Raw genomic sequence first — 20,622 nt, 5'->3', positions numbered from 1 at the left:
CTCCGGCCGGCCCTCGCTTCTCTCCTGACCTCCTCCCCCAGGCTGTCGTTCCAGCATGGAAATTCATCGGCGGGCCAGTCGCTCAAGGGAATGGCACCGCGCCGCGCAGGACGAGGAGCAGGGAAGCGGCAAGGACGAGGGTGGCAAGTTTCATGGGTTCGGGGCGAAGGAAGGAGGGCACATTGTCTATTGCCCACGCGTTAAGCGCGGTTATCCAGCTGTGCGCAAAAGTTGCAGTTAAAAAAGCTGCGTGTAGGGCTTTTGCGTGCCGACAAGCTGAATTAACACACACTATGGTGAACTGCTGGCCAGCCCCAAAGCTTGCGCGGAGGCCATTGCAGTCACGCGAGTATCGATTCTTAAGATTCTCGAAGTTCGCTCTTCATAAAAACTCTCCAATTATTTCAGCTGTTGCTTTGCAGCGACCATTTAGCGCCATTCAAACCAAACATCGGCCCTGTTTCCTTGATAGCTTCTTGTTCCGCATTATATGATTGCAACAAACAGTGCCTGGAAGCAATTCACACTGCATATCAACATTCGCTCAAGCGTTATACAAGCTGCAGCGAACCATCTTGCAACCGAGCGAACGACGCTCACGACAAAGGATTTTCACGCATGGCAAACGATTTGGATGAAGTGACCGGGGCAATCAATGAGAGTGGCCGCGATGTCAACGTCATCAACAAGCAGATTTCCGTTCAAATCGGCAGCGGCACCCTGGCCTTTGAAATCGCTCTGTGGACGATCCTCCCAGCCATAGGCGCCCTGGCGCTGCTGACCGATGCGCTGCCGCGGACATATGGCCTGGGACTGCTGGTGCTGGGTGCCGTGCCGGGCTTGATTTTCCAATTCATGAAAGTCTTTGCCTTGGCTTATCTGCGCAAGCTGCAACAGAAAATCCAGGCTGATGCATCGCAGATCGACAATTACCTGGAGCAGCGCGTCGTCGTCCTGAACAACGTGGTGGGCCTGGTCGCGAAAGCGATCGATCTCGACAAGGACGTCATGAAGACGGTAGCGGCCTACCGGAGCGGGCACAACGCCGATGCCGAACGCAATCAGGCATCGCAAAAGATCGACGGGATTTTTTCGCGCATTAGTCTGGCCTGCGAGGCTTACCCCGATCTGAAAGCGCAAGCCGTGATCGCCGATGCCATGCGCCAGAACAGTTATCTCCAAAAAGAGATTACCGCGGCGCGCACGCTTTACAACGATACCGTCGGGATGTGGAACCAGGACATCTTCGCCTGGCCGACCAAGCAGATCGTTGCGGCGCGGGCAGGCTATACCACGCGCATTCCTTTCACGGCCTCCGCTGAAACCAAGGCTGCCGCCCGGAGCGTCTTCTTTTGATCGACGACGTCCATGAGCCGCTGGAGCAGTACGCGTCCTATTTCAAGACTGCTCACGTCACGAATACGTCGGAATTTTTCGAGGACCTCGTGCGCCGCTCCGGCGTCGACGAGAATGCGAATATCCAGACGGTGGGGCAACTGCGGGAGCTCGAGGCGCAGGCCGCGGGCGCAGGTTCCACCAACAAGTGGTGGCGCGTCCTGCGCTTCGTCACCATCATGGTCGCGGTGCTGACGGCGCTGTATGTCGTCGCCAATTACTCCTGGCCGTGGCTCGTGGTTCCGGGAATCGTGTTTGCGCCTGCGATCCATGTGCTCAACCGCGTCATCAACGATTCCGATGCGCAGTTAAAGCGACTCCGGGAAGCCTGCGACGAGAAACGTGCCGTGGCCTGGGGTCAAATGGCGCCATTGAACTGCTTGTTCGACTGGGATATCGTGGCGAAGCTGATGCAGAAAACGGTGCCTCGCATTGCATTCGACCCGTATTTCAGCAACGGCCGCATGGACGAGCTGCGCAAGAGCTTCGGCTGGGCTGACCATCTTGGCGACGCCCACTCGATCGTGTTCTCCCACAGCGGTGTCTTGAACGGTAATCCCTTCATTCTCGCGCGTACCCTGTCGCACTGGATGGGCAGCAAGACCTACCATGGCGGGCTCGATATCAGCTGGACGGAACAGTACCGCAACTCGCAAGGCAAATGGGAAACCAGGACCCACCACGAGACCCTGCGTGCATCGATCGAGCGTCCTTTCCCCGAGTACGAAAACCAGACGTTCATCGTCTACGGCAACGAAGCGGCGCCCGACCTCGTATTCAGCCGCCAGCCTTCGAAACTCTCCAAGCTCGAAGACGGCTTGTTCGACAAATGGCGGACGAACCGCGCCATCAAGAAGCTTGAGGCAAAGTCGCGCGATGTCGGCGAAGGAAAAACGTTTACGGTCATGTCCAACCGGGAATTCGACGCATTGTTCGATGCCACGGACCGCAACCATGAAGTGCAGTTCCGGCTGCTGTTCACACCATTGGCGCAGCAGGAAATGCTGAAGCTGCTCAAGGACAGCCAGACAGGTTTCGGTGACACGTACGTGTTCGAGAAAACGCAGATGATCAATGTCGTGGAGCCGCGGCATATGCGCCGCACCGATATCAGCGGCGACCCGCAGAAATTTCATGCCTACGAACTCGCCCACGCGCGAATGTTTTTCAACGGTTACTACAACGATTTCTTCAGGTCGTTCTACTTTGGGATTGCCCCCCTGCTCGCCATCCCTTTGTACCAGCAGCATCGGCCTCATGCTGACATTTATAAAGACACATACTCGCACAAACCCTGTTCCTGGGAGCATGAAGCGATTGCCAATTACCACGGCGAGGCAGTGTTCAGCCATCCCGAGTGCGTTACCCGAAATATCCTGAAGACATCCATGCAACACGAGGCCGATGGATCACAGAATGTGCGGGTGACGGCGAGCGGATTCGGAAGCATCGGGCGCATCCACCATGTCTCGGTCCGTGGTGGAGATGGCCGCTCCCATCAGGTTCCGGTTCGTTGGGACGAGTATTTCGAGGTCCAGAACAGCGCCAATATGCTGGTAAGAGAAACGATTTCGCCAGGCGAGGTGTCGAGGGATGCCGCTACAGACGGCAATGATGTCGCACTGCCCCCAGCGTTTTTGCAGCGTGGCATCGATGCCGGCAAAGCTGTCCTGCGCCGGTCGATTGTTTCGGCGGTCTTGCCCAGTCATGGCTGAAGCATCTTTGTGACTCGGTGGCAGAAGCGGGCTGGTCGGACTTGACTGTCGCTGAAAGAAAAACTGCCGCGAGCGCGGCAGTTTTTCTATGAAGTGCGGTGAGGCTTAGCCGACCACATCGGTCTCCACCGTATTGCCGGCCTTCTGCTTCTTGCCCAGTGCCACGCGCTGCTCCCAGAAGTGCGCATTCTTGATGCCCAGCGCCACCGGGTCGAACACCGGATCCTTGCCCAGCTTCTTCTGCGCTTCGTAGTCGCGCAGGCACTTGAAGGCGACGTCGCGCATCAGGACGATGGCGACCAGGTTCAGCCAGGCCATCAGGCCAACGCCCAGGTCGCCCAGCGCCCATGCCACGTCGGCGGTCTTCACCGCGCCGTAGATGGTGGCGCCGATCATCGCGACCTTCAGCACCACGCCCATCCACGGACGCTTGGTCGTGCGGTTCAGGTAGGCGATATTGGTTTCGGCGATGTAGTAATAGGCCACGATGGTGGTGCCCGCGAAGAACAGCAGGGCGATCGCGACGAACAGCGAGCCGAAGCCCGGCATCACGTTTTCCAGCGCGGTCTGGACATAGCCCGGACCGGAAGCCACGCCCTGGACGCCGACGAACATCGGCGTGCCGTTCGGCGCTTCCACGTTGTACTGGCCGGTAATCAAGAGCATGAAGGCGGTGGCCGAGCACACGAACAGGGTGTCGATATACACCGAGAAGCCCTGCACCAGACCCTGCTTGGCCGGGTGGCTCACTTCCGCCGCCGACGAGGCATGCGGGCCGGTGCCCTGGCCGGCTTCGTTCGAGTATACGCCGCGCTTGACGCCCCACATGATCGCCTGGCCGATGATGGCGCCGAAGGCCGCGTCCGCACCGAAAGCCGAGCTGAAGATCAGCTGCAGCACGCCCGGCAGCTTGTCGATGTTGATGGCGACGATCACGCAGGCCACCAGGATGTAACCCAGTGCCATGAAGGGCACCACGTATTCGGCGAAGGTGGCGATGCGGCGCACGCCGCCGAAGATGATGAAGCCCAACGCCAGCGCCAGCGCGATGCCGGTATACGTTGTGTCGATGCCGGCGGCGGTCTTCAGGCTTTCCGCGATCGAATTGGCCTGCACGCCCGGCAGCAGCACGCCGGTGGCGAGGATGGTGACCAGGGCAAAGGTCACGGCATACCACTTCATGCCCAGGCCTTTTTCGATATAGAAGGCAGGGCCGCCGCGGAATTCCTTGTTGATCGGCTCCTTGTACACCTGGCCGAGGGTCGACTCGACGAAGGCCGAGCTGGCGCCGAGGAAGGCCATGACCCACATCCAGAACACTGCGCCCGGGCCGCCGAAGGTGATGGCGGTGGCGACGCCGGCGATGTTGCCGGTGCCGACACGGCCGGCCAGGGTCATGGTCAGGGCCTGGAACGACGAGACGCCCTGGTCGGAACTTTTACCGTCCCACATCAGGCGTACCATTTCGCCGACGTGGCGCAACTGCAGGAAGCGCGAGCGGATGGAAAAATACAGGCCGACGCCCAGGCACAGCGCGATCAGCGCAGGACTCCAGACATAGCCGTTGATGGCAGTGACCAACTCGTTCATTGCTTTGTTCCCCGTAGCTGGCAACGCAAATGCGTGCCTGTGATCGATCATGGCCGGGAACGCTGCCCGGCCGCTTGTGGGTCACAAAGATACCTGAAGAGTTATGTGTTTCCTATCGTTATTTTTCGCTACGGTGCTCAGCGCAGGTGGACCGGCGCAGTCGTCGTCCCCTCGCGCACCTCGATCGCCGCATCGTCGAAGCCGGGCGGCCCGAAACGGCCGGCGGCGTTGCGGCTGAAACCATAGTTCTCGCGCGGGATGCCGATGAAGTTGCGGTCGAGTTCGCCGTTATCGTTTTCGTCCTGGTAGGCAAGCACGGCCCAGGTGCCAGCCGGGATGTCCTTCAGGCTGACCACGACCTCGCTCGCTTGCGCCGGCACCGAGGCGCTGTACAGGCATTGCTTGAGGAAGCGCTCGCGGTCGCATACGGCGACATTGACCTTGCCTTTGCCGGCGCTCACGCCCGTTACCCGGACTTCGACCGTGGCGGCTTGCGCCGGACCGGCTGCCAGCAGCAACGTGCAGCAGAGGAGGGCGGTAAATTGGATTCGCATCGTGTTCCTTTCGTGATTCATGTTGTTTGTACCGTCGATGACCCGCACGCCAGCGGCGCTCCCGGGCGCGCGGGCAGGGCCTATGGTAGGCTCTTGCCATTCCGTTCACAGGTCGATCCATTCCCATGTTGCTCAACGCCTTCATCGTCGTGCTCACCGTCGTGCTGATGGAAGGGTTTTCCATCGTCGCGCACAAGTACGTGATGCACGGGTTCGGCTGGGGCTGGCACAAGTCGCACCACGAACCGCGCACCGGCTGGTTCGAGAAGAACGACCTGTACGCCGTCGTGTTCGCGGGCGTCGCCATCGCGCTGATCTGGTTCGGCACCGAAGGCGCGCACCCGCTCGAATGGATCGGCGCCGGCATGACCGCCTATGGCCTGCTGTATTTCGTCGCCCACGACGGCCTGGTGCACCGGCGCTGGCCCTTCAAGGTCACCCCGCGCAGCGGTTACCTCAAGCGCCTGTACCAGGCCCACCGCATGCACCATGCGGTCGAGGGCAAGGACGGCGCGGTCTCCTTCGGCTTCCTGTACGCGCCGCCCGTGGACCGCCTCAAGCGGCAGCTGCAGGCGCTCCATGGGGGGCGCTTGCAGCGCCACCCGGACGCTGCCACAGCCCCGCAGGACGCGGACGCGCCATCACACCCGCAGGGCGAACGCGCGAGCTGAGCGCAAGCCCGGCGCCCTTGGCCAGCAGCCAGAGTTTCATGGCCTTGGTCGTGCCGGCGCGCTCGTCCCAGGCGTGCGCGCCGCGCCGCTTCACCTCGATCCCGATCTGGCGGTACACGTTGCGCGCGCTCGCAATCGCCCAGGCCGAGCGCAGCGGCAAGGCGGCAATGCCTTCCAGCGCCGAGTCGTAATAGGGTTCGGCCTCGTCCACCAGGCGCGCGGCCACCTTTGCCAATGCAACGCGGTGGCGCGGGTCGGCCACTTCCTCGGGCGGAATGCCGGCCTCGACCAGCCATTGCGCCGGCACATAGGAGCGCCCCATGCGCGCGTCTTCCACGATGTCGCGCGCGATATTCGTCAGCTGGAAGGCCAGGCCAAGGTCGCAGGCGCGGTCCAGCACCCGCGGGTCGCGCGCGCCCATGATCGAGGCCATCATCAGGCCCACCACGCCGGCCACGTGGTAGCAGTAGCGCAGGGTGTCGCCAATCGTCGCGTAACGCACTTCCCGCACGTCCATCGCGAAGCCGGCCAGGTGGTCGAGTGCGTAGCGCGGCTCGATGCGGTGGCGCAGCGCGACTTCCTGGAAGGCGGCAAAGGCGGGGTCGCTCATTGCTTCGCCGCCATAGGCGCGGCGGGTCTGCGCTTCCAGCATCGCCAGTCCGGCGGCCGGGTCGTGCTGCGCATGATGTGCGACATTAAAACCCAGCTCCTGGCCGTCCACCACGTCGTCGCAGTGGCGGCACCAGGCGTACAGCATCAGCACGCTGCGCCGGGTGGCCGGGTCGAACAACCTGGCCGCCGCGGCGAAGCTCTTCGAGCCGACTTCGATGGTGCGGGTCGCATGATCCATCAAGGCTTCGCTCATGCCAGGATCCCATCCCGCAAATCTTCCACCATCAGGCCGGCGGTGGCCTTGGCCGAGCCGATCACGCCGGGCACGCCCGCGCCCGGATGGGTGCCGGCGCCGACCAGGTACAGGTTGGACAACACGCTGTCGCGGTTGTGCGGGCGGAACCAGGCGCTCTGGGTCAGGATCGGCTCCAGCGAGAAGGCCGAACCGACGTGGGCATTGAGCTGGTCGCGGAAGTCGAGCGGCGTGAAGATGCGGCTGGTCACCAGCTGGCTGCGCAGGCCGGGCATGTAGCGCTTCTCGAGGTAGTCGAAGATGCGGTCGCGGTAGCGCGGGCCTTCGACCTCCCAGTCGATCGGCGCATTGCCCAGGTGCGGCACCGGCGCCAGCACGTAATGGCTGCCGCAGCCCGGAGGCGCGAGCGACGGGTCGGTCACGCAGGGCGCATGCAGGTAGAGCGAGAAGTCGTCGGCCAGCGTCTCGCCATTGAAGATGTCCTTGATCAGCTCGCGGTAGCGCGGGCCGAAGCAGACCGTGTGGTGCTGGAGCTGCTTGTGGTGATGGTCCAGCCCGAAGTAGAGCACGAACAGCGAGTTGCTGAAGCGCTTCTTCTGCAGGGCCTGGCCTTCGGACGCGCCGCGCGGATGGGCGCCCAGCAACGCGGCATAGGTGTGCACCACGTCGGCGTTCGAGGCCACGGCATCGGCCGGGAAGAAGCGCCCGTCCTCGACCCGCACGCCGCTGACGCGGTTGCCGCTCGCTTCGATGCGGGCCACCGGGGCATTGAGTTCAATCTTGCCGCCGATGTCCTCGAACAGCTTGACCATGGCGCGCACCAGTGCGCCGGTGCCGCCGCGCGGGAACCAGACGCCCCATTTGCGCTCCAGCGCGTGGATCAGCGTGTAGATCGAGCTGGTGGCGAAGGGGTTGCCGCCGACCAGCAGCGAGTGGAAGGAAAAGGCCTGGCGCAGGTGCTCGTCCTGGATGAACTTGGCCACCAGGCTGTACACGCTGCGCCACGCCTGCAGGCGCGCCAGTTGTGGGCCGGCCGCGATCATGTCGCGGAAGGACAGGAAGGGCACCGCGCCCAGTTTCAGGTAGCCTTCTTCGAACACGGCCTTCGAATAGGCCAAAAAGCGTTTGTAGCCTTCGACATCGGCCGGGTTGAGCGCGTGGATCTGGCGGTCCAGCGCTTCCTGGTCATTGACGTAGTCGAAATGGCTGCCGTCTTCCCAGCACAGGCGGTAGAAGGGCGCGACCGGCAGCATCTCGACATAATCGCTCATGCGCTTGCCGGCGGCGGTGAACAGCTCTTCGATGCAAGACGGATCGGTGATCACGGTGGGGCCGGCGTCGAACACGAAGCCCTGGTCTTCGTAAACGTAAGCGCGCCCGCCCGGCTTGTCGCGCTTTTCCAATAAGGTGACCTGCATGCCGCTGGCCTGCAGGCGGATCGCCAGTGCCAGTCCGCCGAGGCCGGCGCCTACCACCACGGCCTGTTTCTTGTCCTTGTTGCTCATACTTGTGCGGCTTTCCTGATCTGGTCGGGATGGATTTTGAGTGCGGCGGACAGGGCTTGCCCGACCGGCACCGGCGGCTTGCCGCTCAGCAGGCGCGCCTTGTCGCGCAGGCGCAGGCGCCCGGCGTAGAAGCGCGCGATGAGCGGCGCCGGCAAATGGTAAAAACGCTGCATCACGCGCCAGCGGCATTCGGGGCTGCCGGCCAGGAACAGCATGCGGTTGAGCAGCCGGAAGAAGCGCTGGCCCTGCCACGCCTGCTGCGCCTCGAAGCGGATCGCAGCGAACAGCGCCGGCGCCTGCAGCGCCGCCGGCTCGCCGGCCAGGGCGGCGATGCGGTCGGCCAGGCGCACCGCATGCGGCAGCGAATAGCCAGTGGTGGGGTGGAACAGCCCGGCGCGCAGGCCGGCAGCCGGCTGGCCGCCGAGCGCCGTCCAGTGCGCGTCGAAGTCGCCCGCCAGCACGATCGGCAGCGAGCCGTGTTCTTCGCGCAGCACCTCGACAATGTCCCAGCCGCGCCCGCGCGCATAGGCCGCAATGTTCGCGCGCAGGCGCTCCGGCTCCCAGGCGGCGGTATCGACGTAATGCGTGTCTTCGACCAGCACCCGGTCCGGGCCGAAGGGCAGCAGGTAGACGAAGCGGTAGCCACCGTCCTGTTCGACGCTGGCATCCATGATCACCGGCGCGCTCAAACCGTGCGGCGCGCCAAGGCGCAGCTCCTGGCCGAGGAAAGTCTGGTAGCCGAGCGACATGTGCGAGGTAGGGCGCGGGCCCCGCCCGTCGATGACCGCAGCAGCTTCCAGGGTCTCGCCACCGGCCAGGCGCACCGTGGTCGGGGTCACGCCCTCGATCTGCGCGCCCAGGCGCAAGTCCGCACCCAGCGCGGCTTCGATCACGCGCGCGAAATCTTCGGAGGCGATGCTGGCATAGCCGCCTTCGAGCGTGCGCGCCAGGTTCGGGAAGACCACGTCGTAGCGTGGCCAGCGGTGCGACACGAGGGGCGCGATCCACGCCAGCTGTTCGTGCGTCAGGTCGCTGTCGTGGAAGGACCAGGTGTGGTTGCCGCCAATGTGCTCACTCGCTTCGAGCAGCAGGATGCGCAGGCCGGGACGCAGGCTGCGCAGGCGCCAGGCAATCAGGCCGTTGGCGAGTCCGCCGCCGGCCAGGATCAGGTCGTAGGGCTCCTTATCCACCGCTGGCCACACCTTGTATCGGTTGCGGCAGACGCCGCAATTGCAGGGCGTCTTCGACCAGGTCGGCCGCACGGGGCGCACCGCCGCTGGCCGCGACGCTGCCCGCCAGCGCATCCAGGCGCGTGGCGAAACTGTTCTCGTCGAGCAGCCGGCGCAATTGCGCCGCCAGGTGGGCGCTGCCGGAGAAGTGGGGCGAGGCCTTCAGGCCGATGCCGGCATGGACGATGCGCGCGGCGGCGCCCGGCTGGTCGAAGGCGATCGGCAAGGCCAGGATGGGCGTGCGCGCGGCGATGGCGTCCATCACCGTATTCAGGCCCGCATGCGACACCACCGCATCGGCGCGCGCCAGCGCGGCCTGCTGCGGGGCGAAGGCGCAGACCCAGGTGGCGCCAGCCCGCTCCAGCGCCCGCTCCTGGGCCGCATCGAGGCCGCCGCAATGGGCGACCAGGAGCTGGGCGTCGAGCTGGCGGCAGGCTGCCGAAATACGTTTGAACAGCGCCAGGCGCTGGCCCTGCAGGGTGCCGAGCGAGGCAAACACAAAGGGGCGGCCGGGCGCGATCTCCGGCAGGGGCGACACGTCACTGCGCGGGTTGGACGCACGCAACGGCCCGACATGGTGGAAATGTGGCGGCAACGCGCGCCGCGGGAACTCGTAGCCGGCCACGGTCTGGCTGACCTGCACCAGCGGCGACAGGCAGTCGTGCAGCGCGCCGCGCGGCGACAGCCTGAGGCGGCGCGCATTGGCTTCGATGCTGCGGCGGTGCGGCGCCATCATCCAGTCGTAGACCCGGGTGCTGCCCTCGACGATCTTGTGGGCGCGCTCGCTGTCTTCGTACCCGAAGGGCATTACGGGCAGCGGAATGCCCGGCTCGCGGTTGACCGGCAGCGCGCAGGCCACCGAGGCGAAGGGCATGCCGAGGCCTTCGGCCACCAGGCCGCCGGCTGCTTCCATCTGATCGGCGATGAGGGCGTCGATCCCGAGCGCTTCGATCGCGCGCGGCAGTTCGCGGCACAGCATGTCGGTGCCGGCGGCCATGTCGAGGATTACCCGGCGCAGCCCCAGCGGCCCGCCGGGATTGGCGGCCAGCTGCAGGGACGCGTCCAGCGAACCTGGTGGATGGGTGCCGGCGCCGATGGCGTGGAAGCCAACCCGGGGATCGCGGATGAAGCGTGCCGCGTCCGGACGGTGCAGGAAGGTCACGCGGTGGCCGCGCGCCACCAGCTCGCCGGCCAGCGCTTCGAGTGCGTTGAAGTGGCTGTAGAACGCAGGTGCAACTACCCCGAAATGCGCCATGCGATCGCTTTCCGCCGGGTTCAGTTGACGTGGACTTCGCGCACGCGCGCAGCCACGGGATCGGCATAGGGGCTGGCGTCGGCTGCCAGGCGCATGCGCGAACGGCCCTGCGCGAACAGGCCGTCGACGAAGCGGCGGGTGCGGCCGCCGGCGCCGAGCGCTTCGCCCAGGTGGCGGTCGGCATCCATCAGGTGGGCGGCCAGGCGGCGCTGCGCTTCTTCCTGGCCGAGCGAGGCAAGCAGGGTGGCCTTGCCGAGGTCCTTGCCGGTGTCCTTGCCGGTCAGCGCGCTGTCGGTGCCGGGAATGTCGTAGAAGTCGTCGCGGATCTGGAAAGCGTGGCCGGCCGCCAGCGCGAAGGCGCGCAGCGATTGCGATACACCCTCGCAGGTCTGGGCGACGATCGCGGCCATGTCGACCGCCACGCCGAGCAGCACGCCGGTCTTGAGTTCATTGGTGGTGGCGATCGCGTCCGGCGTGCGCGCGCCGGCGCCATGCAGGTCTTCGAACTGGCCGCGCACCAGGCCTTGGGTGCCGATAGTCTCGGCCAGGCGGGCCACCAGGCGGGTACGCGTGATCGGCGGGATGTCCTGGGCCGCGGCCAGCACCCCGAAGGCGCGGCTGAGCAGGGCGACCGAAGCCAGGATGGTGACGTCTTCGCCGTACTCGACGTGGATGGCCGGTTTGCCGCGGCGCAGCTGGGCATTGTCCATGCACGGCATGTCGTCCAGCATCAGCGAAGCGGCGTGCACCATCTCGACCGCACAGGCGACGTCCACCAGGGCCGGCGAGGTGCAGCCGAGGTCGCGCGCCACCAGCATTACCAGCAGGGGGCGCATGCGCTTGCCTGCGCTGAGGGCGCCGGCACGCATCGCCGCAGCGAGCATGTCGGCCTGGCTGCCGGAATCCGCCAGCAGGTGGGTGATGCGCTCCTCGATGGTGCCGCGCATGCGCTCCAGGTCGACATGGTGATCGTCGCCATGCCCGGGCTTGCCGAACTCCCCGAGCCCGCTGATCCCGTCCATCCGCCGTGTCGCTGTAGTCATGCGCTACTCCTTTTTGCCGAGTGCAGGGAATGAAAATTAATAAATCCGACCTCGATGATACATGATCAAAATGCTAACGAATCACATAGTTTTCAATCGTGCGAGTGCCTGCGCAGATTGCCGCATGGTCGTGCCGACATAGTAAGCTTGAATTAAAGGCCACGCCTCTGCGTTTGCCCCTGTGCGGGCAGCTTAACGGGTCAATCTTGGGACGTGGGAAAGGCCAATGCCGGCGAGTGCCGGCATTGGTCCGGTCCCGCGGCGGGGACCGGTGACGGCGATCCGCAGGGGCGGGATCGCCGGAGGGGACGATTGCTTAGAACGAGTGGCGCACGCCCACGGTGAACACCGACGGATCGGCGCCCAGTGCGGTGGCCGGCGGGGCGACTGCGGTCGACGACGAGCTGATCCCGAACACGCCGCGGCCGTTGTTGCGCAGCTGGGCGTAGGTCGAGTAGATGTTGGTGCGCTTCGACAGTGCGTAGGTGTAGGCCAGCGACACGGTGTTGCCCTTGGCGCCGCTCTCGATCTTCTGCTGCTGGAAGTTCAGGAAGAATTTGTTCGGGCCGGTGGTGAAGGCCGCGCCCAGGTTGGCGTTGGTGTATTCGTTGTTGGCGCCGGTCTGGTCCGCCTGCAGGTAGTTACCCTTGATTTCGAAGGCACCCATGGTGAAGCCCGCGCCGAAGGCGAGTTCCTTGTCGTCGCCCGTGGACAGGCGCTCGATCACGTGGTAGCCGGCGCCCAGGTAGAGGCCGCCGGTCTTGTACTCGAGCGACAGGCCCATCAGGTCGCCCGACGGTTCGACGACGCGTTCGCCGGTCGAGTAGGCGGCATTGAGCGTGAAGCCGCTCATGGCGTCGCTCTTGTAGTTGACCGAATTGGCCAGGCGGCGGGTCAGGCGGTTGGTGGCGAAAGCCGACAGGTTGGTGCCGAACATGCCTTGGCCCAGGATGTCGGTGGCGGCGGCCACTGCGGCGATCGGGCTGTATTCGCGGCCGACGGTGACGGTACCGAAGGCGCCCTGCAGGCCCACCACGGCGCGGCGGCCGAACAGCGAGGAATCGGCGGCGCCGGTGTCGAGGGCGACGCCGGCCTCGATGTTGAACAGTGCTTTCAGGCCGTTGCCCAGGTCTTCGGTACCGCGGAAGCCGATGCGGCTGCTCGACTGGTTGCCCGAATTGATCACAGTGCGGCTGTCTTCACCCGGTGCGTCGGTGTCTTCCACAGCGACCGCTGCGTCCATCACGCCATAGATGGTGACGTTGCTCTGGGCGTGGGCGAACAGCGGGAGGGTGGACAGCAGCGCAGCTGCCAGGTACTTGAACTTCATGCAAATCTCCAGTTGGTTTGGACAGGATGCCGGGTTCGCAGATGAACCCGGATCGACCCGAATCTTAACCAGTGAATATTTCCGCTTAGTGACAGCTTGATATTTGGCAGCTTGCTATTTGACAGGCCGCAATTTGACAAGTCGGCATGGGGCGTGCGGCAAGCAGGGAGGTGGCAACCCGGTCAGGCCGCCGACTGGAGGAGGACTATATGGTGCGCTCGGCGAGCGGGAGCACAATGTCGATGCGGGTGCCGGTGGGTTCGTCGGCGCTGATGCTGATCTCGCCGTCCATGGCCCACACCCGCTCGCGCATGCCCACCAGACCGAGCGATGCGGCCTTTTCCATGTCTTCGGCGCGGATGCCGCGGCCGTCGTCGCGGATCGTCACCAGCAGTTCGCCGTCGATGCGGTCCAGGTTGAGCACCACGCTGGTGGCGTCGGCGTGGCGGGCGATATTGGTGAGCGCTTCCTGGACGATGCGGAAGATGGCCGTGCTGGCGCTGTCGTCGAGGCGCAGCTCGTTCTCGTCGGCCATCAGGATGCAGGCTATATTATGGCGCTCGACGAACTCGTCGCGCAGGCCCTGCAGCGCGAAATACAGGCCGCCTTCGTCGAGCGCGCGTGGACGCAGGTTGGTGGCGATGCGGCGCAGCGAGGCGATGGCCGTCACCAGGTTCGATTCCATGCCTTCGATCAGGTGGCGGCCGGGCTCGGGCAGGCCATTGCTGCGCTGGAGCAGGGTCAGGTCCATGCGCAGCGAGGCCAGCAGCTGTCCGAGGTCGTCGTGCAGTTCGCGCGCGATATGGGTGCGTTCTTCTTCGCGGATGGTCTGCAGGGCCGAGGACAGCTGGCGCAGCTGGTCGTGCGAGCGCGCCAGCTTTTGCTGCACCAGGTGACGCTCGGAGACATCGCGCAGGATTACGGTGCAGATTTCCTGGCCGTCTTGCTCGACGCGCGAGATCGAGCCTTCGATCGGGAACAGCTGGCCGTTGGCGCGGATGCCGGTAACCGCATAGTCGGTGGCGCGGCGCCCGGCACGTCCTGCGCCGGCCGGGAAGTAATCGAGCGGGCTACGCGCCTCGCGCCCGGTGGACTGGATGAAGCGCGACAGCGAGCCCCCCTGCATGGCGGAAACGCTGGTCGCAAACATGTGGGCCGCTGCCGGATTGGCGAACAGGATGAAGGCATGCTCGTCGATCGAGAGGATGGCGTCGCTGGCGCTGTGGACGATGCGACGGCCGTCGAGCTCGCGCACCGTGCGGCGTACGCTGCGGGCACGGCGCATTGCCGCTGCGGTTGTGCCGGCGCAATAGCCACTGATAAAGCCGAACACGAGTACCGCCGCGCCCGCGCGGCTGCGGCGTTGGCGTCGCTGTGGAGTCATGCGGGAATGCCACAAAGATGGCCGGGGAGGCCGGAAGCTCTACATTACGTGGCGGGGTGGGGATGGAGGTTGATGTCCGACAAAGGGGGCGGGCGGCCCGTGCAGGGCCGCCGCGGACGCTTACATCTGCTTGAACAGGTGCAGGAAACTCCGGCTCACTTCCAGTTTCTCGGGCCGCCCCTTGACCAGCACCAGGTGGCGCCCGCGGATATCGCGCGTCACGCCTTCGATCGCATTGACGTTGACCAGGGTGGCGCGGTGGATCTGCCAGAACAGCGACGGGTCGAGCTCGTCGGCCAGGTCGCGCACCGGCTTGCGGATCAGGGCCTCGAAACTGGCCGTCTGGACGCAGGTGTATTTCTCGTCCGAGCGGAAGAACAGGATGTCTTCCACCGGGATCATGCGCAGGTCCTGGCCGATGCTGGCCTGGATCCATTGCAGGTGCTTGGCCTTGGGCGCGCCGATTTTTTCGGCCAGTTGCGACAGCATGGCCTGCACGCTGTCGTTGACTTTCTCGGCCGGGCGCGCGAGGCGGCCCTTGAGGCGGTCCACGGTCACCTTCAGGCGGTCCGGCTCGGTTGGCTTGAGCACGTAGTCGACCGCGCCGCGTTCGAAAGCTTCGACCGCATACTGGTCGTAGGCGGTGACGAACACGACCTGGCTGCGGTCGCCGATGTCGCGCGCCGCCTCCATGCCGGTCTTGCCCGGCATGCGGATGTCCAGGAAGGTCAGGTCGGGTTTGAGCTGCTCGACCAGTTCCACCGCTTCCTCGCCGTTTTTCGCTTCGCCCAGGATCTCCAGCTCCGGCCAGGCCTCGGACAGGCGCATCCGCAGCTGGTCGCGCATCAGTCTTTCATCGTCGGCAATAATCGCGGTGGGCATGGTCGTCTCTTGGCAGAAGGAAGGTAACAATTATTCAACGAAACCGCGCGGCAGGCAAGTCACCTTGCATGCCGCCCCGGGCGGATGGTGCGGGGTCACGCCTGTTTTGACAACAGGTAGGGCACTTCGATCATCGCGATCACGCCGCTCGGGCTGTTGGCGGCGATGTGCAGCTGGCCGGCATCGCCGTGCAGCAGCTTGAGGCGGTCGCGGATCGTCTGCAGGCCAAGGCCGGTGCCGTCGCTCGGCACCACTCCGAAGCCGACGCCGTCGTCGCTGACGGTGACGCGCAGCCGGTTGTCGACAACCTCGGCGGTGATCTCCAGGGTGCCGCCTTCCGGCTTGCATTCGAGGCCGTGCTTGATCGCATTCTCGACCATCGACTGCAGCATCATCGGCGGGAAGGCCGCGCTGCGCAGGCCCTCCGGAACCCGCATCACCACGGTCAGCCGCTCTTCCATGCGCATCTTGAGCAGGGCCAGGTAGGCCGTCACCATGTCGACCTCGCGCCCGAGGCCGGTGACGACGGCGTTGTCGCGCATCTGCGGCAGCACCGCGCGCAGGTACTGGATCAGGCTGCGTTGCATGGCCGAAGCGCGCGGCGGGTCGACCTGGATCAGGTGCTCGACCGAGGCCAGGGTGTTGAACAGGAAATGCGGTTCGACCTGGGCCTGCATCATCTGCATCCTGGTTTCCGACAGCTGGCGCTGCATCGCCTCGCGCTCGGCGGCGGCATTCGCGACCTGGGCCTCGGCCACCGCGCGCTTCTTGCCGCCGACCAGGGCCTTGGTCCCGAACAGCGCCAGCACGAACAGCAGCACGAAATTCATGAACCAGGTCGAGGCCTGCTTGTGGTAGCGCGACACCTTCTGTTCGGCGGCGTCTTCGACCGCCATCTCGATGGCGTTCGAGAGCTCCTCGCCGATTTGCGGCGGCAGCTCGATGTGGACCGATTCGCCGTTCGGGTAGATGGCCGGCGAGGGACTCGTGGACGGCGCCGGCACGGCGGGCGTTTCCGGCGCCGGTGGCGCATCGGGGGGCACCGGTGGTGCGGATGGCTCGGGCGGCACGGTGGCGGCGCCGCTGCGCGGCTTGCGGCGCGGATTGAACCGGATGCCGCTTTCGTCGATCAGGATCGCGGCGTCGCTGCGGCGGCCCGATTCGCGCTCGGCACGGGCGACTTCTTCTTCGGCCGGGCCGGAGAACAATTCTTCCTGCAAGATGGCGCCAGCGGCCAGAGTCAGCAGGGCGAACAGGAAAAACTTCCACCACGACAGCTGGGTGACCCAGGTCGCTACGGCATCGAAGCCGCGGAAGACCCACGACAGGATGCTGGAAAAATATTGCTGGGTTGTATTCCTTGCTTGCATGGTTGCTGTGCGTGTCTTGTCGACGGGTGCTTGGGCAAACGGCGAGTGTACCGCGTCGCTGCCTGCGCGTGCCGGAAATACAACATCTCCGGCGCCTTCGACTGTTGGGATGATGCAACTTTACGTCCGGCGCCGCCTGGGCACCAGCCCCGTGCGACAGCCTGCACGATCCGGGGCATGGACGGCACCCCGTCGAGCCAGAATGCGCCAGCGCAAAGGCTGTTATTTGGAAACATTGCAAGGTATGATCCTTGAGGTCCGGCCTGCCGTCCGGCAAGGCCAATCACTCGCAATCCGAATTTCCGTTCTCGAAAGGATCTGCCGATGTCAGCCGTTCACGAAAAATTCCGACTCGTTACCCGCAGCGATTTCGACGGCCTGGTGTGCGCGGTCCTGCTCAAGCACCTCGACCTGATCGACGACATCCTGTTCGTGCACCCGAAGGACATGCAGGACGGGAAGATCGCCATCAGCGGGCGCGACATCACGACCAATCTGCCATATGTGGCGGCAGCGCGCCTAGCTTTCGACCACCATTTGTCGGAAACCATCCGCAACACGGGCGTCCGCGAGAACCACGTGATCCACCCCGAAGCGCCCTCGGCCGCGCGCGTCGTGTACGACCACTATGGCGGCGCGAAAACCTTTCCCGCGGCCTGGAACGACATGCTGGCGGCGGTGGACAAGGGCGACTCTGCGCGCTTCTCACGCGACGAAGTGCTGTTCCCCCAGGGCTGGAACCTGCTCAACTTCCTGATGGACGCGCGCACCGGGCTGGGACGCTTCCACGAATTCCGCATCTCGAACTACCAGCTGATGATGGCCCTGATCGATTACTGCGCCCAGCATTCGATCGAGCAGATCATGGAGTTGCCCGATGTGCGCGAACGCACCGCGCTGTATTTCGAGCACAGCGAGCGCTGCAAGCAGCAGATCCGCCGCTGCGCCACCGTGCACCGCAACCTGGTGGTGCTCGACCTGCGCGCCGAACCGGTGATCTATGCCGGAAACCGCTTCATCATCTACGCGCTCTTCCCTGAGACCAATATCTCGATCCACGTGCTGTGGGGCGTGAAGCAGCAAAACACCGTGTTCGCCACCGGCAAGTCGATCCTGGACCGCAGCTCCCGGACCAACATCGGCGCGCTGATGCTGGAATACGGCGGCGGCGGGCACGAAAACGCCGGCACCTGCCAGGTGGACAACGACATGGCCGAAGAGGTGCTGGGCGCGCTGGTCAACCGCATCAACAAGGACGGCTGAGTCGATCACCAAAGAGCCGCCACTGTCCCGTAGGGTGGGCAAGGAACTTGCCCACCCTACGGTTCTCTCCAATCGAGCACCGTGGCACGCGCATTGGTCTCACTGCGCGTCATTCCGCTGCTCCAGCATCTGCCTTACCGCATCCGCCGCCAGCGGCTCGCTGAACCATTGCCCCTGCAACTGGTCGCAGCCATGCGAGGTCAGGAAAGCCATCTGGGCCTCGGTCTCGACCGCCTCGCCGACCACCGACAGGTCGAGGTTGTGGCCGATGTCGATCAGGGTCTTGGCCAGCATGCTGCCGCGGCCCTCGCCGGCGATGTCGTGCACGGCTGCTTTCGACAGCTTGACCTGGCGCACCGACAGCTGCTGCAGGAAGGAGAGGTCGGAGATGCCCTTGCCGAACTCGTCGATCGACAATGCCACGCCGGAGTCGCGCAACTGGGCCGACAGGTCGCGCCCGAGGCCCGGGTTGCGGATCAGGTCGGCCTCGGGAATCTCGATTTCCAGGCTGCCGGGCGGCAGGCCGTGGCGCTTCATCCGTTCGCCGATGCCGGCAACGAAGCCGTGCTGGCTGTACTCGCGGTGCGAGACGTTCACCGATACCGGCAGGCCGGTGTAGCCGAGCTGGCGCAACTGCTGCTGGAAGGCGCAGGCCTGGTCCAGCACCCAATTGCCGATCTCGACCATCTGGCCGGATTCCTCGGCCTCGGCCAGGAAGGTGGCCGGCAGCATGACCCCGTTCTTGGGATGGCGCCAGCGCAGCAGCGCCTCGAAGCCGCGCACCTTGCCGCTCTTCGCATCCATGCGCGGCTGGAACAGCAGGAACAGCTCGTCATGGTCGAGTGCGGCGCGGATGCCGTCGGCCAGCGCGGCGCGCTTCTCGTTGGCCGAGCGCATCTCGGGCGAGAAGAAATGCACGCCGCCGCCGTTGCCCTTGGCGTGGTACATCGCCATGTCGGCCGCGCGCACCAGCTCAACCGGCGCCTGGCCGTCATGCGGGAAGATCGCCACGCCCAGGCTGGCCCCCACCGGGATCTGGTTGCCGCCGAAGGCCACCGGCATCGTCATCGACCGGCGCAGCCGCTCCACCATGCGCAGCGTGAAGCGCAGCGAGGGCTGGTCCACCAGCACCAGCACGAATTCGTCGCCCGACATGCGGGCCACCGTATCGCTTTCGCGCACCGCGGACTGCAGGCGCCGCGCCACCACCTTGAGCACGATGTCGCCGGCCTCGTGGCCGAAGGTGTCGTTGATGGTCTTGAAGTTGTTCAGGTCGATCAGCACCGTGGCTACCATCGCCTTGTGGCGGTGCGCCAGGTGCACCGCGTGGTCGAGCCGGTCCCACAGCAGGGTGCGGTTGGCCAGGCCGGTGAGGGCGTCGTGGTTGACCTCGTGCTCGAGGTGGTCGGTGCGCTGCTTGATGGCCGTGACGTCGTGCAAGATGCCGATGAAATGGGTGACTTCGCCGTACTCGTCGCGCACCGGCGTGATGTTCAGGTCGTTCCAGAACAGCTCGCCGTTCTTGCGCAGGTTGCGGAAGACCACGCTGACCGGGCGCCGCTCGGCCAGGGCGACGCGGATCTGGCTGCGCTCGTGGGTGTCGAATTCGGGGGCAGCCATGAAGCGCGGGTCGCGCCCGATGGCCTCAAGCGCCGGGTAGCCGGCGATGCGCTCGAAGGCAGGGTTGACGTATTCGATGATGTTGTCGCGCCCGGCGCAGCGGGTGATGACGATGCCGTTGCTGGCCGCGTTCAGCGCGCGCTCGCTCAGGAGCAGCCGGCGCTCTTTCTCGCGCCGGCTGGCGATGTTGACCCCCATCCCGAACAGGTAGTCGTCGCCGTTGCAGGACACCCGCGTGCCGCCCAGCATCATCGGCGTCTCGCGGCCGCTGCGGGCGACGTAGTTGATTTCCATCGAGACCTCGGCGCCTTCCTCGAACACGCGGCGTATGTTCTCGAGCGCCAGGTCGCGGTCGCGTGGCTCGAACATGTCCATGACCTGGGCCGCGGCAACTTCGTCCGGCGTCATTTCGGCGAGGCGTTCGAGATTGTGGTTCCAGACGACGAAGCGGCCTTCGCGGTTGATCGCGTAGAAGGTGCCGGGCAGCAGGTCGACGACCTCGGACAGCGGCGTGCAGCCGACGCGGTCGGACTCGCTTACCGAATCGCACGGCGCGATGACGATGGCGGCGCTCCAGCCCTGTGGCTCGCCGGCGGCATCGTACTGGCGGAGCAGGCTGAGGGTGGCGAGGCCTTCGCGCCCGCCGGAAAAGCGCATCCGGACCCGGGCGCCGCCGGCAGAGGCCAGCGAGGGCCAACGCTCATCGCCTGCCAGCAGGTCGGTCAGCGGCCGTCCGGGAGCACCTTCGGACGTCCAGCCAAACAGGCTCGCGCATGCAGGATTCCACGTTGCGACCTTGCCTTCGTCGTCGGTCAGGAAAGTGACCTGGGCAGATGGATCGAAAGTGGTCATGCCGGCACCCTTCGTGAAAAGCGCTCGCTGAGTTCTCAGCTTACACGCCTTCGCACCAAGGTGGCGCATCACAAAAAAAGCCACGGCAGGCCTTGGCTT

At 65.1% G+C, this 20,622-nt stretch carries 16 protein-coding genes; 4 read left to right on the top strand and 12 right to left on the bottom strand.

What is annotated here, in order from left to right; all coding sequences use genetic code 11:
- Positions 1–618: 618 nt before the first annotated feature.
- Together HGB41_RS12080 and HGB41_RS12075 are read left to right on the top strand one after the other, a co-directional pair.
- A complete protein-coding gene (locus tag HGB41_RS12080; RefSeq protein WP_171084564.1) occupies positions 619–1,356 on the top strand; it encodes a LemA family protein in 738 nt (245 codons plus the stop codon).
- The gene (locus tag HGB41_RS12075; protein ID WP_171084562.1) at positions 1,353–3,110 is read left to right on the top strand and encodes an MAG1210 family protein; all 1,758 of its coding nucleotides are present in this window, start codon (positions 1,353–1,355) and stop codon (positions 3,108–3,110) included. The genes HGB41_RS12080 and HGB41_RS12075 overlap by 4 nt, the downstream gene beginning before the upstream one ends.
- A gap of 105 nt (positions 3,111–3,215) precedes the next feature.
- Here HGB41_RS12075 and HGB41_RS12070 read toward each other — a convergent pair whose 3' ends face one another.
- Together HGB41_RS12070 and HGB41_RS12065 are read right to left on the bottom strand one after the other, a co-directional pair.
- Positions 3,216–4,700 carry an alanine/glycine:cation symporter family protein gene (locus HGB41_RS12070; RefSeq protein ID WP_171084560.1) on the bottom strand — a complete coding sequence of 495 codons (1,485 nt, stop codon included), beginning with the start codon at positions 4,698–4,700 and terminating at the stop codon, positions 3,216–3,218.
- A gap of 137 nt (positions 4,701–4,837) precedes the next feature.
- Positions 4,838–5,254: a DUF2141 domain-containing protein gene (locus HGB41_RS12065; protein WP_171084557.1), complete on the bottom strand. Its 417-nt coding sequence runs from the start codon at positions 5,252–5,254 to the stop codon at positions 4,838–4,840.
- Positions 5,255–5,379: 125 nt separating this feature from the next.
- Between HGB41_RS12065 and HGB41_RS12060 the strand changes: the two genes are divergently transcribed.
- Positions 5,380–5,925 (top strand): sterol desaturase family protein, encoded by a 546-nt coding sequence (locus HGB41_RS12060; protein WP_171084555.1) that lies wholly within the window; start codon positions 5,380–5,382, stop codon positions 5,923–5,925.
- Here the strand turns inward: HGB41_RS12060 and crtB are convergent.
- The 9 genes from crtB to HGB41_RS12015 all read right to left on the bottom strand — a co-directional run bounded on the left by crtB (position 5,810) and on the right by HGB41_RS12015 (position 16,788).
- Positions 5,810–6,790 carry a 15-cis-phytoene synthase CrtB gene (gene crtB / locus HGB41_RS12055; RefSeq protein ID WP_171084547.1) on the bottom strand — a complete coding sequence of 327 codons (981 nt, stop codon included), beginning with the start codon at positions 6,788–6,790 and terminating at the stop codon, positions 5,810–5,812. The two genes, HGB41_RS12060 and crtB, sit on opposite strands and share 116 nt — an antisense overlap.
- On the bottom strand, positions 6,787–8,295 hold the full coding sequence (locus HGB41_RS12050; RefSeq protein ID WP_171084545.1) for a phytoene desaturase: 1,509 nt from the start codon (positions 8,293–8,295) through the stop codon (positions 6,787–6,789). The genes crtB and HGB41_RS12050 overlap by 4 nt, the downstream gene beginning before the upstream one ends.
- Positions 8,292–9,485 (bottom strand): lycopene beta-cyclase CrtY, encoded by a 1,194-nt coding sequence (gene crtY / locus HGB41_RS12045; RefSeq protein ID WP_371868509.1) that lies wholly within the window; start codon positions 9,483–9,485, stop codon positions 8,292–8,294. Before crtY ends, HGB41_RS12050 begins: the two co-directional genes overlap by 4 nt.
- Positions 9,478–10,779, bottom strand: a complete 1,302-nt coding sequence (locus HGB41_RS12040; protein ID WP_229422983.1) for a glycosyltransferase — start codon at positions 10,777–10,779, stop codon at positions 9,478–9,480. Before HGB41_RS12040 ends, crtY begins: the two co-directional genes overlap by 8 nt.
- A 20-nt stretch (positions 10,780–10,799) precedes the next feature.
- Positions 10,800–11,822 carry a polyprenyl synthetase family protein gene (locus HGB41_RS12035; RefSeq protein ID WP_171084541.1) on the bottom strand — a complete coding sequence of 341 codons (1,023 nt, stop codon included), beginning with the start codon at positions 11,820–11,822 and terminating at the stop codon, positions 10,800–10,802.
- Positions 11,823–12,138: 316 nt separating this feature from the next.
- A complete protein-coding gene (locus HGB41_RS12030; protein WP_171084539.1) occupies positions 12,139–13,152 on the bottom strand; it encodes a porin in 1,014 nt (337 codons plus the stop codon).
- 205 nt (positions 13,153–13,357) lie between these two features.
- Positions 13,358–14,536: a PAS domain-containing sensor histidine kinase gene (locus HGB41_RS12025; RefSeq protein ID WP_171084537.1), complete on the bottom strand. Its 1,179-nt coding sequence runs from the start codon at positions 14,534–14,536 to the stop codon at positions 13,358–13,360.
- Positions 14,537–14,656: 120 nt separating this feature from the next.
- Positions 14,657–15,418, bottom strand: coding sequence for a LytR/AlgR family response regulator transcription factor (locus tag HGB41_RS12020; protein ID WP_171084535.1), 762 nt, complete (start codon positions 15,416–15,418; stop codon positions 14,657–14,659).
- Between the two features lie 95 nt (positions 15,419–15,513).
- Positions 15,514–16,788 carry a sensor histidine kinase gene (locus tag HGB41_RS12015; protein WP_171084533.1) on the bottom strand — a complete coding sequence of 425 codons (1,275 nt, stop codon included), beginning with the start codon at positions 16,786–16,788 and terminating at the stop codon, positions 15,514–15,516.
- Between the two features lie 324 nt (positions 16,789–17,112).
- Here HGB41_RS12015 and HGB41_RS12010 point away from each other — a divergent pair, with 324 nt between their 5' ends.
- Positions 17,113–18,051: an exopolyphosphatase gene (locus tag HGB41_RS12010; RefSeq protein ID WP_171084531.1), complete on the top strand. Its 939-nt coding sequence runs from the start codon at positions 17,113–17,115 to the stop codon at positions 18,049–18,051.
- 99 nt (positions 18,052–18,150) lie between these two features.
- Here HGB41_RS12010 and HGB41_RS12005 read toward each other — a convergent pair whose 3' ends face one another.
- Positions 18,151–20,523 carry an EAL domain-containing protein gene (locus HGB41_RS12005; protein ID WP_171084529.1) on the bottom strand — a complete coding sequence of 791 codons (2,373 nt, stop codon included), beginning with the start codon at positions 20,521–20,523 and terminating at the stop codon, positions 18,151–18,153.
- Positions 20,524–20,622: the final 99 nt, after the last annotated feature.

Origin of the sequence: Telluria aromaticivorans, from assembly GCF_013003915.1 — a bacterium.
GTDB lineage: Bacteria > Pseudomonadota > Gammaproteobacteria > Burkholderiales > Burkholderiaceae_D > Telluria > Telluria aromaticivorans.
The sequence above is the reverse complement of the archived record's forward strand: the minus strand, read 5'-3'. Positions and strand labels throughout refer to the sequence as shown.

Excerpts from the sequence above, each read along its gene's own strand:
- HGB41_RS12080 (WP_171084564.1), top strand. The coding sequence starts at position 619 with ATGGCAAACGATTTGGATGAAGTGACCGGGGCAATCAATGAGAGTGGC.
- HGB41_RS12070 (WP_171084560.1), bottom strand. The coding sequence starts at position 4,700 with ATGAACGAGTTGGTCACTGCCATCAACGGCTATGTCTGGAGTCCTGCG.
- HGB41_RS12065 (WP_171084557.1), bottom strand. The coding sequence starts at position 5,254 with ATGCGAATCCAATTTACCGCCCTCCTCTGCTGCACGTTGCTGCTGGCA.
- HGB41_RS12060 (WP_171084555.1), top strand. The coding sequence starts at position 5,380 with ATGTTGCTCAACGCCTTCATCGTCGTGCTCACCGTCGTGCTGATGGAA.
- crtB (WP_171084547.1), bottom strand. The coding sequence starts at position 6,790 with ATGAGCGAAGCCTTGATGGATCATGCGACCCGCACCATCGAAGTCGGC.
- HGB41_RS12050 (WP_171084545.1), bottom strand. The coding sequence starts at position 8,295 with ATGAGCAACAAGGACAAGAAACAGGCCGTGGTGGTAGGCGCCGGCCTC.
- HGB41_RS12040 (WP_229422983.1), bottom strand. The coding sequence starts at position 10,779 with ATGGCGCATTTCGGGGTAGTTGCACCTGCGTTCTACAGCCACTTCAAC.
- HGB41_RS12035 (WP_171084541.1), bottom strand. The coding sequence starts at position 11,822 with ATGACTACAGCGACACGGCGGATGGACGGGATCAGCGGGCTCGGGGAG.
- HGB41_RS12030 (WP_171084539.1), bottom strand. The coding sequence starts at position 13,152 with ATGAAGTTCAAGTACCTGGCAGCTGCGCTGCTGTCCACCCTCCCGCTG.
- HGB41_RS12025 (WP_171084537.1), bottom strand. The coding sequence starts at position 14,536 with ATGACTCCACAGCGACGCCAACGCCGCAGCCGCGCGGGCGCGGCGGTA.
- HGB41_RS12020 (WP_171084535.1), bottom strand. The coding sequence starts at position 15,418 with ATGCCCACCGCGATTATTGCCGACGATGAAAGACTGATGCGCGACCAG.
- HGB41_RS12015 (WP_171084533.1), bottom strand. The coding sequence starts at position 16,788 with ATGCAAGCAAGGAATACAACCCAGCAATATTTTTCCAGCATCCTGTCG.
- HGB41_RS12010 (WP_171084531.1), top strand. The coding sequence starts at position 17,113 with ATGTCAGCCGTTCACGAAAAATTCCGACTCGTTACCCGCAGCGATTTC.
- HGB41_RS12005 (WP_171084529.1), bottom strand. The coding sequence starts at position 20,523 with ATGACCACTTTCGATCCATCTGCCCAGGTCACTTTCCTGACCGACGAC.